This is a genomic window from Streptomyces sp. Y7, from assembly GCF_043195415.1.
Classification (GTDB): Bacteria; Actinomycetota; Actinomycetes; order Streptomycetales; family Streptomycetaceae; genus Streptomyces.
Genome location: NZ_JBIDDQ010000028.1, coordinates 45,670 through 59,705, shown reverse-complemented (window position 1 = coordinate 59,705; position 14,036 = coordinate 45,670). Strand labels below are relative to the sequence as shown.

The following is a 14,036-nucleotide window of genomic DNA, read 5'->3' as shown; positions in this document are numbered from 1 at the left end:
CGCGACGGCGCCGCCGGCGGAGCGTCTAGCGGCCGTCGTACCCCGCCGTCGGCATGGACAGCCGGCGGTGCACCCGCGCCTTCATCTGGGCGTCGTACCGGGGCTCGGCCCGCCCCACGGTCTCCACCCGGACCCCGCGCCGGGCGCACTCCGCGGTGAACTCCTCGACGGACGACAGCGCGCTCTCCAGCACCCTGCGGCTGGGCGCCACGAACAGATCCAGTCCGGGCCGTACGCCCTCCCACAGCACGCCGTGGTCCGCCCGCAGCCCCCGTACGAGGAGCTCGCGCGCGACGAAGTACCCGTGCTCGGCGGCCCAGCGCGCGCACATGGCGTGCTGGCTGCGGGAGTCCACCAGGAAGGGGTCGGCGTCCAGCTCTTCGAGCGGCGTCAGACTGGCGATCGCCGTGACGCGCACTATGGATGGCCCCATGGCGTCCCCCCTCACCTCCGGGTATCGCCGCCGACCCTACTCCAGCCCGTACGCTTCGGGGAGTCGCGCGAAGGAGGCAAAGAAGTGCCGGTGGAGATCACCTGGTGGGGTCACGCCACCTGCACGGTCGAGGACTCGAACGTGCGCATCCTCACCGACCCTCTGTTCGCACGCCGGCTCGCACACCTGCGCCGCCGCCGGGGCGCGCTCCCGGCGCCCGACTCCCGGCGCGCCGACGTCGCCGTGGTCTCCCACCTCCACGCCGACCACCTGCACGTACCCTCACTGGCCGGGCTGCCCCGGGACACCCGTCTGCTCGTGCCCCGGGGCGCGCCGGGCGCGGTACCGGGTCTGCGCCGGCTCAGCCATCTGCGGGTGACCGAGATGGCGCCGGGCGACGTGACGACGGTGGGCGGTGTGTCCGTACGGGCCGTTCCGGCGCGGCACGACGGGCGGCGGCTGCCCGTGGGGCGGCACCGCTCCCCCGCCCTCGGCTATGTCATCGAGGGCCAGGCACGCACGTATTTCGCCGGGGACACCGGGCTGTTCGACGCCATGGCGCAGGAGGTCGGGCCGGTCGACGTGGCCCTGTTGCCGGTGGGCGGCTGGGGGCCCTACCTCGGGGAGGGGCACCTGGACGCGGGGCGTGCGGCCGAGGCGCTGGCCCGGCTCGGGCCGGGCAGTGCGGTGCCGGTGCACTACGGGACGTACTGGCCGATCGGCATGGACGCCGTGCGCCCCCATGAATTCCATGCGCCCGGGGACGAGTTCGCGCGCCTCGCGGCGGAGCGCACGCCCGGCGTGTCGGTGCACCGGCTCGCGCACGGCGAGAGCGTGCGCGTGGAGGTGGCCCGGTGACGGTGCTGGCCGCCGCCACGACGACGGTGTCGCCGGAGTCGACGCAGCAGGCGTTCGGCTATCCCACCCTGTTCCTGCTGGTGCTGGTCGGGGCGCTGGTGCCGGTCGTGCCGACGGGGGCGCTGGTCAGTTCGGCGGCGGTGGTGGCGTTCCACCAGACGGCGCCGTTCTCGCTGGCGCTGGTGTTCGTGACGGCGTCGACGGCCGCGTTCCTGGGCGATGTGACGCTGTACTGGCTGGGGCGGCGTGGCATGGGGTCGAAGAACGGCTCGCGCTGGCTGGAGGCGATCCGCTCGCGCGCGCCGGAGGAGCGGCTCGCTCAGGCGCAGGAGAAGCTCGCCGAGCACGGCGTGGCGGTGCTGGTGCTGTCCCGGCTGGTGCCGGCGGGCCGGCTGCCGGTGATGCTGGCGTGTCTGCTCGCGAAGTGGTCGCTGCGGCGGTTCGCGCGGGGGAATCTGCCGGCCTGTCTGGCCTGGGCGGTGACCTACCAGTTGATCGGGATCCTCGGGGGTTCGTTGTTCGACGAGCCGTGGGAGGGCGTGGTCGCGGCCGTCGGGCTGACCCTGCTGATCAGTGCGGTGCCGAGTGTCTGGAAGCGGGTCCGGTCCGACAAGTGAGGGCGCGGGGCGGGGTACGGGCCGGTCGCGGGGTGCCGAGCCGTCGCCGGGGTGGCCGACCCGTCGCGGGGTGTAGGCCCCTCTCGGGGTGCGGGCCGGTCTCGGGGTGCCGGCCTCGGTCGCGGGCTGCGGGCCGGTCTCGGGGTGGCGGCCTCGGTCGCGTGCTGCGGGCCGGACGGCGGGGTGTCGGCCCGTCGTGGCTAGTCGCGCACTTCCTCGCGTCCCTGGGTCGTCCGGCCGGCCGACTGTGGGTTCAGTACGCGTGATCCTCCCACCGGGAGGTCCCACAGGTCGGCCCGTTCCAGGCCCGCCTTCTCCCACGCCGCCCGGACGCGGGTCAGGGGCTCCAGGACCGGCTCCGCCGAGAGGACGAACGTCCCCCAGTGCATCGGGGCCATCCGGCGTGCGCCGAGGTCCTGGGCGGCGCGGACCGCCTCCTCCGGGTCGCAGTGCACGTCGCTGAGCCACCAGCGCGGGTCGTAGGCGCCGATGGGGAGCAGGGCGAGGTCGATGCCGGGGTGGCGTTCGCCGATGCGGGTGAACCAGTGGCCGTAGCCGGTGTCGCCGGCGAAGTACACGCGCAGGCCGTCCGGCGCGGTGAGCACCCAGCCGCCCCACAGGCTGCGGCAGGTGTCGACGAGGGTGCGCTTGGACCAGTGGTGGGCCGGCACGAAGTCGAAGCGCACGCCGGACAGTTCGGCCGCCTCCCACCAGTCCAGCTCGGTGACCTGGGTGAACCTCCGGCGCCGGAACCAGCCGGCGAGGCCGGCCGGCACGAACACGGGGGTCTCGCGCGGGAGCCGTCGCAAGGTGGGGGCGTCCAGGTGGTCGTAGTGGTTGTGGCTGATCACGACCGCGTCCACGCGCGGCAGGGAGTTCCACGCGACGCCCACCGGGGTGATGCGGGGCGGGGTACCGAGGATGCGGCGCGACCAGACCGGGTCGGTGAGCACGGTCAGTCCGCCGATCTGCACGACCCAACTGGCGTGCCCCGCCCAGGAGACGGCGACCGTGCGGGCGTCCACGCGGGGCACCGGGCCCGGTTCGAAGGGCAGCAGCGGGATGTCGGCGAGGCCCTCGCGGCCCGGGCGCACGGCGCCCTCGCGGGCGAAGCGGGCGAGGGCCTTGATGCCGGGCAGCGGGGCGGTCAGCCGGTCGTGGAAGGAACGGGGCCAGACGCGGCGTTCGCCCAGCGGACGCGGGTCGGCGACGGAAGGGAGCGGGGGCGCGAGGGCCGCGGGGTGGTCGGTCGGGTCGTCGGTTTCCTCGGTGGTCGTACGCGGGGTGGTCGTACGCGGGCTGGCCGAGCGCGTGGTGGTGCGCCCTGTGGTCGACTCGGACTGCTGCGTCATCGAGGAGGCTCCCATCGCTGAGCGTCGTCTCGGAGATCGTCGAAGACCGACTTCAAGTGGATCAACGCGCGTTGCACGTGTGGCAGTTCCAACGGCGTGGGTGAACCGATGCATTCCGCGCGTTCCTCGTCCGTGCCCGCCAGCAGCGCGCCGGTGGACAGCCGTACGCGCAACGCCGCGAGGTCGTCGCCGAAGCGGTGTCCGCCCGGCGCGGGCATGCCGAGCCGGGCGGCGAGGAAGTCCTCCAGGTCCTGCGCGTCGCCCACGCCGTGCGAGGACAGCCCGGCACGCAGCGGGCCGAGGTCGACGTACAGGTGCCGCCCGGCCTGCGGGGGCCGGGACAGGGCGCCGGCGCCCACGGCGGCGGCGTGCGCGGCGGCGGCCACGCGCGCGTGCAGGCGTACGGTGTCGGCGATCCGCGTGGTGACCGGCTCGGGCTCCCCGAGCGCGTACCCGGCGGCGAGGGCGACCGGGCCGGCGACGCGGGCGCCGAGCGCCGTGAGCACGTCGAGCACCCGCGCGTGCAGGCCGTTGCCGGCGTGGTGCGCGGGGAACCGGGCGACCGCGGCCGGCCAGCCCGGCGGGAGATGCGCCCCGGCCAGGTCGGTGACGACGGTGACGTGCTCGGGCAGCATCTCGGCGGGGCTGACCAGCACGGTGTCGTGCGGGGCGTGCACGGTGTCGCGCCAGGTCTCGTCGCTGACCAGGTACAGGCCCTCGCCGGCGGCGGCCTCCACGGTCTCGTGCAGCACCTCGGGCGGCGCCACGGTGGCGGTGGGGTCGTCGGCGACGGACAGCACGAGCAGCCGGGGGTCACCGCCTTCGTCCCGGACCCGGCGGACGGTCTCCAGAAGGGCGTACGGATCCGGGACGCCGCCGCACTCCGCCGGTGTCGGCACGTGGAAGACGGGTCTGCCCAACAGGCGTGCGTACGGCGCCCACCAGGCCGCACAGGGGCGTGGCACGAGGACGTCGCCGCCGAGCGCGAAGGTCAGGCCCAGCAGCAGGGCGGGCGCGCCGGGGCCGGCCACCGCCTGCTCGGGTTCGGTCGGCAGTCCGCGCCGGCCCCAGTAGCCGCACGCCGCCTCCAGCAGGGCGCTGCCGCCACCGACCGGCTCGCTCTCGGCCCGGCCCGCGGCGGCGGCGAGCACGGCCGCGACCTCGGGCAGCACCGGCAGTCCGTCGTCGGGGAGAGGCGGCCCGTAACGGACGGGGCCGTGGCCTTCGGGGTCCGTCCGGCGCATCCGTGCCTCCGCTGTGCCTGGTGCCGTGGTGGGTCGACGTCGTCCGATGCTCCGCGCGGGCTGGTGTCGTGGGGGGGGTGGGGTGTGGGGTTGGTGGTGCGGGCCGAGAGGTTGCCTACGGTGTGTGTCGGGCACCCGGTGCTCGCGTGCCCCGCGCTCTGCGTACCCATGGTGGCGCAACTCCATGAACGGCCACCGGGGTTGCGCGGGTCACAGGGCGGCCGTACGGATCAGTCCTGCGGGGTGGGGGTCCTGCGGCGCAGTCGGTACGCCGCGCCTCCGAACGCGCCCGCGATGAGGACGCCGCCGGCGACCAGGGCGGGGACGGAGTCGGTGAAGGTGCCGCCGGTCCCGGCCTGGACCCCGTGCTGGTCGGTCCCTCCGCCGCAGTCCTCCGCCCCGGCCTCGCCCTCGCCCGTGTGGCCCCCACCGCCATCCCATTTCGGCTCGGTCGCGTCCGCGCGAGGCTCGGTCTCCGCCGCCCCGGCTCCGGTGTCCCACTCGGGCGCCACGCCGGTGCCGTCGGCTGCTTCCGTGCCGGTTCCGTCCGCTCCGGTTCCTCCGGCGCCGGCCTCGTCGGCCCCGGTCTCTCCGGTATCCGTCGCGCCGAGGTCGGTCTCGTCGGCTCCGGTCCCTCCGGCGTCCGTCCCACCGCCGTCGACCCCTTCGTCACCGAGCCCGCCGGTGCCGGTCCCGGTGTCTCCCAGGCCACCGGTCTCGGTCCCGGTGTCTCCCAGGCCACCGGTGCCGGTCTCTGTGTCTCCAAGGCCACCGGTCTCGGTCCCCGTGTCCCCAAGGCCACCGGTCTCGGCACCGGTGTCCCCGAGGCCGCCGGACTTGGTCCCCTCGGCCGCTGTGTCTCCGGTGTCGGTCCCGTCGGCTGCCGTGCCCCCGGTGTTGGTCCCGTCGGCAGCAGTGCCTCCGGTCTCGGTCCCGTTCCACTCGGGTTCGGCCTTGCCGGCCGCTGACTCGCCCGCGTAGGGCTCGGCCTTCTCGGCTCCGGTCCAGCCGGAGTGGGGGTCCTTACAGGTACGGCCACCGCCTCCGGTGCCGCCGGTACCACCACTCCAGCCTCCGGTGCCGCCGGTATCGCCACTCCAACCTCCGGTGGCTCCGGTACCGCCGGTGCCGCCGCTGCCGCCCTGATGGCCGCCGCTCTCTTCGCCCTTGCCGCCGTCGACGCCGCCCTTGCCACCGTCCACGCCGCCCTTGCCGCCCGCGTCGCTGCCTTTGCCCTCGCCGGCGTCGCTCCCTCCGGAGGCGCTGCCTCCGGTAACCGAGGCGGTCACGTCACCGCCCGGTGCGACCGTGCCCGGGCTGACCTCCGCGGCCGGGTCCGCTGGTGCGGCCGAGGCGGGGCTGCCCAGGGCGACACCCGCCAGAGCGGCGGCGGACAGGACGCGGGCGGTGCGGCGCATGGGGTGAGCTCCTTCGGCCGACTGCGGGGGAACGGCGGTCGTGCCCCCGCAGCCATGACAGCCCGCCGGGGGCCCGAGCGCGCGCGGCCGGGCCCCATTCGCGCGACGAGGGAGGGCCGAGCGGGTGACACACCACGCCCGCCCGAGCCCCCGTCACCGCGCGGACCGCCGCGCTCACACATCACCGCCCAGGCCAGCACCCACCGACGCCGCCGACAGCCCCGCGCTCACGCCGCGCCCGCACCCTCACCGATCTCCACCCACACCGGTCGGCAGATGGCACCGGCCCAAGCCCCCGCTCACCCACCCTCGGTCCGCTCCGCCCCGTCACCCCTTCGGCGCGCAGTTCACGCCTCCCGCCCGCACTCACCCCTCACGAACGCGCCCCCGCAACCCCACCCCTCACCCCACCCCACCCCTCAGTTCAGCAACGCCGCCAGATCTCGCTCCAGCCCCCGCCCCCGTCGGCTGACCACGCCCGCCGCCACGTCCGAGAGCTTGCGGTTGGTGCCCTGGGAGATGCGGCGCAGTACGCCGAAGGCGGTGTCGGCGTCGCAGCCGAGGACGTGCATGACGATGCCGCATGCCTGGTCGACGACGGGACGTGAACGCAGGGCGGCGCCGAGGTGGTCGAGTTCGGTGAGGGCGGCGCGGTAGGAACGGTCGCGGACGAGGCAGCTCGCGGCGAACTCGCCGAGCGCGTGCACGGGCCCGTGCCGGGCGTCCTCCAAGGCGCCCGGCCGGAAGCTGTAGAGGCTCAGCGTCACCGTCAGGCCGGACCGGCGGAACGGCAGCGTGACGCTGGAGCGCACGCCGGAGTCGAGGGCCAGGGCGCGGTACTCCGGCCAGCGCTCGTCGCGCAGCAGGTCGGCCGAGTCGACCGGCTCGCCGCGTTCCAGGGCGGCCGGGATGGGCCCGTCCCCGGAGCGCAGTTGCACGGAGACGAGTCCGGCCAGGTCGGGGTGGGTGACGGCGGCGGGCCGGTCCGCTCCCGCCTCGGCCACCGTGCTGCTGGCCCCGCAGCAGTCGGCGGCGCAGCGCGCGGCCTGTTCGGCCAGGGCCGACAAGCGGCGCCCGGGCAGGGCCGCTTCGGCGGACTCGTCTCCCCAGTGACCCACGTGGTCGCGTGCGGGCATCGTCAACTCCTCCCTCTATTCTGCGCGTTCCCGGCCCCGGCCGGGGAAAACGGCCGTAGAACAAGCAGGAACCGGTTTGGCCCCCCGCCGCCCCGGAACGCGTCACCGCGAGCTAGGTTCATGGCCATGGAGAAGACGGACGGATTCGGTGAAGAGCTCGCGGATTTCGTGCGCCGCGTCGCGGAGCTGAAGGCGGCGCGGTCCGTGACCGGAGAGGACCTGCCGACGGTCCTGGATGCCGCCATCTTCGAACTCGACCATGTGGCCGACCAGTTGTGGCCCTGGTACGAGCGCATGTCCTCGGCCGGGCTGCCCCGGACGACGTCCGCGGAACGTCAGGAGCAGCATCTGCTGCGGGCGGTGTTCCAGCGGTTCCCGCTCCCCGTCGTACTGGTGGACCGGGAGGCGGTGGTGCGCCGGCTGAACCTCGCGGCGACCGCCTTCACGGGTGCCCGGTCGGGCTATGCGACGGGCCGGCCGCTGTCGGGTCTCCTCGCCCACGCCGACCGTGCCGCGTTCCGTTCCCAGACCGCCGCCGTGGCCCGCGGCGACGGCGACCGCAGCCTCGCCGTACACCTCCAGCAGCACCCGTCGGACCCGGTCCACGCGACCCTGACCGCCGTACGCCCGAGCGGGGAGCCGCATCCCACGGTCCTGGTGGTGATGCAGCCCGGCCCGCTCGGGGCGCTTGAGCCACCGGCCCGGCCGGCCCCGGCCGCGACCCGGATCCCCGATCTGGCCGAGACGACCCGGCACGCGACCCTGATGGACCTGCTGGACGCGATGACCACGGCCCTGCTGGCGGCGCCGCGCGGCGACCTCGAGACGGTGCTGCGGCGGGCGGCCGAGGTGCTCCACGGCGGCTTCGCCGACTGGGTGATCGCCGACGCGACCGCCGCGCCGATGTCCCGTACGGCGGTGCTGGCGCCGTCGCCCGAGGAGGCGACGGCGCTGGCGGCGCAGGATCCGGCCACGTGCCCCCTCGTCGTCGAGACGGCACGCACCGGATCCCCCGCGCTCCGGGTGCGTCCCGAGGACCCGGACGCCTTCGGCCGGGACCCTCAGGGCGCCCCCGTCCTCGTCCAGGCGAACGTCACGTCACTCCTGTGCGCTCCCCTGACGGTCGACGGCACCGTGCGGGGCACGCTGACCCTCTTCCGGTGCGGTGCCCGCCCGCCGTTCTCCATGGCGGAGGCGAGGGCCCTGGACACGATGTCCCGCCACATGTCGCTGGCGGCGGGCGAAGTGCCCTAGGAGCGGCCCTCAGGCCACGTCGCTGAGCACCTGCTCCCGCACCCGGCTGCAGCACCGGCTGATCAGCCGGGACACGTGCATCTGCGAGATCCCCAGCTGCTCGGCGATCCGGCTCTGCGTCATGTCCCCGAAGAACCGCATGTAGAGGATCGCGCGCTCCCGCTCGGGCAGCGCGGCGAGCCGCGGCTTGACGGCCTCGCGGTCGACGACGGTGTCCAGCGCGGGATCCGCCGAACCGAGCGCGTCGCTGAGCGAGTAGCCGTCGCCGCTGCCGGGCAGTTCCGCGTCCAGCGACAGGGCGGTGAAGCTCTCCAGCGCCTCGAGGCCGACGCGGACGTCGGCCTCGCTCATGTCCGCGTGCTCGGCGATCTCGGCGTTGGTCGGCATGCGGCCGGAGACGGTCTGGAGGTCGTGGACGGCGAACCGTACGCGGTTGCGCAGGTCCTGGACCCGGCGAGGCACGTGCAGCGTCCACATGTGGTCGCGGAAGTGCCGTTTGATCTCGCCGGTGATGGTGGGCACGGCGTAGCTCTCGAAGGCGTTGCCGCGCTCGGGGTCGTATCGGTCGACGGCCTTGACCAGCCCGAGGGCGGCGACCTGCCGCAGATCCTCGTAGCTCTCGCCGCGGCTGCGGAAGCGTCCCGCGAGGCGGTCGGCCATGGGCAGCCAGGCCTCGACGATGCGGCCGCGGAGGGCGTCGCGCTGCTGCCCTTCCGGCAGCGAGGCGAGCCTGCGGAAGTCTTCGGCGGTGTCGGGGGCGTCGTCGTGCGGGTGGTGCTTCGCGCTCACTGGTGTGGGCATGTGCGCCGCAACTCCCTAGGTCGTGCTCTGACTTGCACGGTCACCGTGGGAATGCGGGCGCGCACCGGAACCGGACACACCCGTGGCGGGAATCGCCCATCCCACGGACGTGCCTCCTGTCCGAAGCACTGTTGGTCCGCCTGCCCTCACTCAGCGTCTCCAAACGCCCGCGCGGGTTTTCCGCCTGCGCCCGGGGTCACTCGTAGCGGAACCGCACACTCCCGCACGGATGCCCAGCCCTCGATCGGACCGGGAGGTCCCGCATGAGCACGAAAGTCGCCGACCACGTCCTTCAACGCCTGCGCGAATGGGGTGTGGAGCATGTCTTCGGCTACCCCGGCGACGGCATCAACGGCCTTCTCGCCGCCTGGGGGCGGGCCGAGAACCAGCCCCGTTTCATCCAGTCGCGGCACGAGGAGATGTCCGCGTTCCAGGCGGTCGGCTACGCCAAGTTCAGCGGGCGTCTCGGTGTGTGCGCGGCCACCTCGGGTCCGGGTGCGATCCACCTCCTGAACGGCCTGTACGACGCCAAGCTCGACCATGTGCCCGTCCTGGCCGTCGTCGGCCAGACGCACCGCACGGCGATGGGCGGCTCGTACCAGCAGGAGGTCGACCTGCACACGTTGTTCAAGGATGTCGCCTCGGACTTCGTGGAGACGGTGACGGTTCCCGAGCAGCTGCCGAACGTCCTGGACCGGGCGATCCGCACGGCGTACGCGCGCCGCGCCCCCACGGCGGTCATCATCCCCGGCGACGTCCAGGAGCTCGACTACGCGCCGCCCACGCACGAGTTCAAGATGGTGCCCTCCAGCCTGGACCGCGGTTCCTGGACGGCGGTTCCCTCGGACGACTCGGTGCAGCGGGCGGCGGAGATCCTCAACGCCGGGGACAAGGTGGCGATCCTGGTCGGCCAGGGCGCGGCCGGCGCGCGGGCCGAGGTGGAGCGGATCGCCGAACTGCTCGGCGCCGGCGTGGCGAAGGCCCTGCTCGGCAAGGACGTCCTCAGCGACGAACTGCCCTATGTCACCGGCGCGATCGGGCTGCTGGGCACCCGGCCGTCGTACGAGCTCATGCGCGACTGCGACACCCTGCTGACCATCGGGTCCTCCTTCCCGTACACGCAGTTCCTGCCGGACTTCGGCAAGGCGCGCGGGGTGCAGATCGACATCGATCCGCACATGGTCGGGATGCGGTATCCGTACGAGGTGAATCTCGTCGGCGACGCGAAGGTGACGCTGGAGCGGCTGATCCCGCTGATCGCCGCCGAGGAGCGGGGCCGCGAGTGGTACGACACGGTGTGCGACAACGTGGTGCACTGGCGGGAGATCATGGACCGGCGCGCCGGTCTGGCGGCGGACCCGATCAACCCGGAGCACGTCACGCGCGCCCTGGACCCGCTGCTGCCGGACAACGCCATCATCTCCTCCGACTCGGGCTCGGCGGCCAACTGGTACGCCCGCCACCTGACCATGCGGCCCGGTATGCGCGCGTCGCTGTCCGGGACGCTCGCGACGATGGGCTGCGGGGTGCCGTACGCGATCGGCGCCAAGTTCGCCCACCCGGACCGTCCGGCGATCGCGCTGGTCGGGGACGGGGCGATGCAGATGAACGGCATGGCGGAGCTGATCACGGCCGCGAAGTACCAGGACCTGTGGGAGGACCCGCGGCTGGTCGTGGCGGTCTTCAACAACCACGACCTCAACCAGGTGACCTGGGAGATGCGCGCCATGGGGGGCGCTCCGTCCTTCCTCCCCTCGCAGGAACTCCCCGATGTCCCGTACGCCGCCTTCGCCCGCTCCCTCGGCCTGACCGGCATCCGCGTGGAGAAGCCCGAGGACGTCGAGTCGGCCTGGCGCGCGGGCCTGGAGGCGGACGGTCCGGCCGTCCTCGAGTTCGTCACCGACCCGGCCGTACCCCCGATCCCGCCGCACGCGACCTGGGAACAGATGGAGGCGACGGCCTCCTCGATCCTCAAGGGCGACGCGGACCGCGGCTCGATGATCCGCCAGGGCTTCAAGGCGAAGGTGCAGGAGTTCCTGCCGGGGCGGGAGAAGAAGCGCGGCTGACGACCCCGCCGCGCTTCACGTACCAGCCGGAAGGCGCGGTGCCCGGCCTCTCAGTGCCTGAGCATCGCGCCTTCCGGCTGGTCCTCGTCCTGGATCTTGGGAAACACGAGCTCCTCGTACCGCCCCAACGCCAGCACCACGGCGAGCATCAGAAGCGGGAGGAGCACGGCGAGCAGTGCCATGGCCTGGTCCTTCCCCGGAAAATGTTCGTGGGGGGTGGTGCCAGTGCGGGTCTCCCTTCTTCGGGGGTGCAAACCCTGTGTCGGCACCCGGTCATCGGGTACGCGGACCGCAGCCCCGAAGATCTGGAGAAAGTCATGCAGCGAGGCAGTGACCGGCTGAGCGTTCACCGCGACGAGGAGATGAAGCACGAACTCCAAGGGCTGCTGCGGTCCGGGCATCCGACCAGGACCGAGGAGTGGCACGATCCGGAGCCGTCCGCCGAGGACGATCCGCAGGTCGCGGGTGGTCCGGTGGCTCCGGGGACGTCAGCGGCGTCGCTGGCGACGGTCCGGCTGGAGCTGGCGCGGTTCCTCGGCCGCAGCGCCTTCCCGGCCACTCCGAGGGAGCTGATCCGTGAGCTGCGCCGCGGGTACGCGCCCGACGCCCTGGTCGAGTCGTTGGAGCGGCTGTCGCGGACGTCGCACTATGCAAACGTCCAGGAGCTGGCCGAGGCCGTGACCGGGAGTGAGCGGCGGACCGCCGCCGGCCGGAGGAACCCGTAGTCGGCGAGGACACGTACGAGGCCCGTCACGGGGCCACGGAAGGACGTCGAGATATGCGTATCGCTTTCCTGAGCGCCCCCGAGGGCGTCGAACAGATCGAACTCACCGATCCGTGGCAGGCGGCGGTCGACGCCGGGCACGAGCCGGTGCTCGTGTCGACGAAACCGGGCACGATCCAGGCCTTCCACCATCTCGACAAGGCGGAGAAGTTCCCCGTGCAGGAGGTCGTGGGCGAGACGTCGGCCGGCTCCTTCGGCGCGCTGGTGCTGCCGGGCGGGGTCGCCAACCCGGACTATCTGCGGACGAACAGCAAGGCCGTCGCCTTCGTACGGGACTTCTTCGACCGGGGTCTGCCGGTCGCGGCGATCTGCCACGCGGCCTGGACCCTGGTGGAGGCGGACGTCGTACGGGGGCGGGTGCTGACCTCGTGGCCGAGCCTGCAGACCGATATCCGCAACGCGGGCGGCTCCTGGGTCGACGAGCAGGTGCGGATCTGCGACCACGGCCCGAACCTGCTGGTCACCAGCCGTAAGCCGGACGACCTGAAGGCGTTCTGCGAGACGTTCCTCGAGGTGTTCGCCCGGGAGTCGGGCAGGTCGAAGGAGGCCGTCTGAGGCCACGCGCCGGGCGGACGGGCGGGGAGCCCGTCCGCCCGGCGTCGGCGTGATCCGCCGGCCGGGCCCTAGGGCTCGGCCGGTGTCGGGCTTCCGGCTGTCCGGTCGCGGGCGCCCTCGCGGGTCCGGCCCGAGGCCACCGTGCGGCGTGGGTTGCGGCGCAGATACTCGCCCTCCAGCTGCGCCATCCGTTCGTTGTGGGCCCGAAGCGCGTCGTTCGAGCCGTACAGCAGCGTGTCGTGGCGCGTCCGGTGGATGTTCTCCAGCTCCTTCATGAGCTGTTGGTCGTCCAGCCGGCTGGGGTCGACTCCGGTCATGGTGGTGCCCCGCTCGTCGTGTTCAACCATGCGGTCCGGGTACCCGCCCGTGGAGCACAGAGCACCCGAGCGGTATACGGGAGACAGCGATGGATCTCGCCTTTCTGCATCCACTGTACGAAGACCCGGGCCCCTGGGCCTCCGTGTACGTCGACACGTCCCGGCACACGGAGGACACGCCGCATGAGCGGCACCTGACGGCCCAGGCCCTTTCCGGGGAGCTGGCCCGCCAGGGGTGCGACGACGCGACCTGCGAGGCCGTACGGGACGCGCTGGAGGCACTGGAGCACTCCCCCGAACCGCACGGCCGCGCGATCTTCGCCCGTGCGGGTGAGGTCGTGCTGGATCCGCGGCTGGCCCGCGCCCCGCTGAGCGACAGCGCCCACTGGGCACCACTGCCGCACACCGCGCCGCTGCTGGAGCTGGCGGGCGAGGACCCGGCCTGCCTGGTCGCCTACGTGGACCGCAAGGGCGCCGACTTCGAGCTGCGCACGGCGCTGGGCCGGCACGACGCCGGTTCGGTGTCGGGGCGCCGGCACCCGGTGCACCGGACGACCACGTCCGACTGGTCCGAGCGGCACTTCCAGCTGAAGGTGGAGAACACCTGGGAGCACAACGCCGCCGAGATCGCGGACGCGCTCACCGTCTGCCAGGACGAGACCCGTGCCGACCTGCTGATCCTCGTCGGTGACGACCGGGAGCGGCGGAGCGTGCACGAACGGCTGCCGCGGCGGTTGCACGGCATGGTGGTCGAGGCCCCGCACGGCACCGGCAGCAGGCTGCTGGACGAGGACGTCGAACAGGCCCGCGAAGATCATGTACGGCGGCGGGCGGCGCACGAGCTGGACCGGTTCCTGGCGGCCCGCGCACCGGACGACGACGGACGCGCCGGGGCGGTGGAGGGCGTGCCCGCGCTGGTCGAGGCGGCCCGCGAGCACCGGATCGACGAGCTCCTGATCCGCCCGGACGCCCCGGACGCGCACCGCGAGGTGTGGGTCGGCGAGGACGCGGACCAGCTGGCGGTGCGCCGGACGGAGCTGAAGATCCTCGGCGAGCAGCACTCCTGGTCGGCCCGCGCCGACGACGCGCTGATCCGCTGCGCTGTGGCGACGGGCGCGGAGGCGGTCTCGGTCGCCCCGGCGGCCCCGGACAAGGACCCGGCGGGCGGCCTGGGAGCGCTGCTGCGCTGGACGTGAGCGGT

The 14,036-nt window shown here is 73.6% G+C and carries 15 protein-coding genes; 7 read left to right on the top strand and 8 right to left on the bottom strand.

What is annotated here, in order from left to right:
* Window positions 1–25: 25 nt before the first annotated feature.
* A complete protein-coding gene (locus ACGFW6_RS38360) occupies window positions 26–433 on the bottom strand; it encodes a hypothetical protein (protein ID WP_393520777.1) in 408 nt (135 codons plus the stop codon).
* Window positions 434–517: 84 nt separating this feature from the next.
* On the opposite strand from ACGFW6_RS38360, the gene ACGFW6_RS38355 reads away from it, so the two are divergent.
* Together ACGFW6_RS38355 and ACGFW6_RS38350 are read left to right on the top strand one after the other, a co-directional pair.
* A complete protein-coding gene (locus ACGFW6_RS38355; RefSeq protein ID WP_393520775.1) occupies window positions 518–1,291 on the top strand; it encodes an MBL fold metallo-hydrolase in 774 nt (257 codons plus the stop codon).
* Complete coding sequence (locus tag ACGFW6_RS38350) at window positions 1,288–1,908, top strand: DedA family protein (RefSeq protein ID WP_393520773.1); 621 nt, start codon at window positions 1,288–1,290, stop codon at window positions 1,906–1,908. The genes ACGFW6_RS38355 and ACGFW6_RS38350 overlap by 4 nt, the downstream gene beginning before the upstream one ends.
* A gap of 200 nt (window positions 1,909–2,108) precedes the next feature.
* On the opposite strand, the gene ACGFW6_RS38345 is transcribed toward ACGFW6_RS38350, so the two are convergent.
* The 4 genes from ACGFW6_RS38345 to ACGFW6_RS38330 all read right to left on the bottom strand — a co-directional run bounded on the left by ACGFW6_RS38345 (window position 2,109) and on the right by ACGFW6_RS38330 (window position 7,058).
* Window positions 2,109–3,260 (bottom strand): MBL fold metallo-hydrolase, encoded by a 1,152-nt coding sequence (locus ACGFW6_RS38345; RefSeq protein ID WP_393520771.1) that lies wholly within the window; start codon window positions 3,258–3,260, stop codon window positions 2,109–2,111.
* A complete protein-coding gene (locus ACGFW6_RS38340) occupies window positions 3,257–4,504 on the bottom strand; it encodes an aminotransferase class I/II-fold pyridoxal phosphate-dependent enzyme (protein WP_393520769.1) in 1,248 nt (415 codons plus the stop codon). The genes ACGFW6_RS38345 and ACGFW6_RS38340 overlap by 4 nt, the downstream gene beginning before the upstream one ends.
* A 230-nt stretch (window positions 4,505–4,734) precedes the next feature.
* Window positions 4,735–5,922 carry a hypothetical protein gene (locus tag ACGFW6_RS38335; protein ID WP_393520767.1) on the bottom strand — a complete coding sequence of 396 codons (1,188 nt, stop codon included), beginning with the start codon at window positions 5,920–5,922 and terminating at the stop codon, window positions 4,735–4,737.
* A 419-nt stretch (window positions 5,923–6,341) separates the two neighbouring features.
* A complete protein-coding gene (locus ACGFW6_RS38330; RefSeq protein WP_393520765.1) occupies window positions 6,342–7,058 on the bottom strand; it encodes an ANTAR domain-containing response regulator in 717 nt (238 codons plus the stop codon).
* Between the two features lie 126 nt (window positions 7,059–7,184).
* Between ACGFW6_RS38330 and ACGFW6_RS38325 the strand changes: the two genes are divergently transcribed.
* On the top strand, window positions 7,185–8,312 hold the full coding sequence (locus ACGFW6_RS38325; protein WP_393520763.1) for a GAF domain-containing protein: 1,128 nt from the start codon (window positions 7,185–7,187) through the stop codon (window positions 8,310–8,312).
* Between the two features lie 9 nt (window positions 8,313–8,321).
* Here the strand turns inward: ACGFW6_RS38325 and ACGFW6_RS38320 are convergent, their stop codons facing one another.
* A complete protein-coding gene (locus ACGFW6_RS38320; RefSeq protein ID WP_393520761.1) occupies window positions 8,322–9,113 on the bottom strand; it encodes an RNA polymerase sigma factor SigF in 792 nt (263 codons plus the stop codon).
* A gap of 263 nt (window positions 9,114–9,376) precedes the next feature.
* On the opposite strand from ACGFW6_RS38320, the gene ACGFW6_RS38315 reads away from it, so the two are divergent.
* Window positions 9,377–11,179: a thiamine pyrophosphate-requiring protein gene (locus ACGFW6_RS38315; RefSeq protein WP_393520759.1), complete on the top strand. Its 1,803-nt coding sequence runs from the start codon at window positions 9,377–9,379 to the stop codon at window positions 11,177–11,179.
* Window positions 11,180–11,229: 50 nt separating this feature from the next.
* Here the strand turns inward: ACGFW6_RS38315 and ACGFW6_RS38310 are convergent, their stop codons facing one another.
* Window positions 11,230–11,361: a hypothetical protein gene (locus ACGFW6_RS38310; RefSeq protein ID WP_393520757.1), complete on the bottom strand. Its 132-nt coding sequence runs from the start codon at window positions 11,359–11,361 to the stop codon at window positions 11,230–11,232.
* Window positions 11,362–11,496: 135 nt separating this feature from the next.
* Between ACGFW6_RS38310 and ACGFW6_RS38305 the strand changes: the two genes are divergently transcribed.
* Window positions 11,497–11,904: a DUF2795 domain-containing protein gene (locus ACGFW6_RS38305; RefSeq protein ID WP_393520755.1), complete on the top strand. Its 408-nt coding sequence runs from the start codon at window positions 11,497–11,499 to the stop codon at window positions 11,902–11,904.
* Between the two features lie 53 nt (window positions 11,905–11,957).
* Window positions 11,958–12,518: a type 1 glutamine amidotransferase domain-containing protein gene (locus ACGFW6_RS38300; RefSeq protein WP_393520753.1), complete on the top strand. Its 561-nt coding sequence runs from the start codon at window positions 11,958–11,960 to the stop codon at window positions 12,516–12,518.
* A 68-nt stretch (window positions 12,519–12,586) separates the two neighbouring features.
* On the opposite strand, the gene ACGFW6_RS38295 is transcribed toward ACGFW6_RS38300, so the two are convergent.
* Complete coding sequence (locus ACGFW6_RS38295) at window positions 12,587–12,865, bottom strand: DUF6158 family protein (protein ID WP_393520751.1); 279 nt, start codon at window positions 12,863–12,865, stop codon at window positions 12,587–12,589.
* A gap of 59 nt (window positions 12,866–12,924) precedes the next feature.
* Between ACGFW6_RS38295 and ACGFW6_RS38290 the strand changes: the two genes are divergently transcribed.
* On the top strand, window positions 12,925–14,031 hold the full coding sequence (locus tag ACGFW6_RS38290; protein WP_393520749.1) for a Vms1/Ankzf1 family peptidyl-tRNA hydrolase: 1,107 nt from the start codon (window positions 12,925–12,927) through the stop codon (window positions 14,029–14,031).
* Window positions 14,032–14,036: the final 5 nt, after the last annotated feature.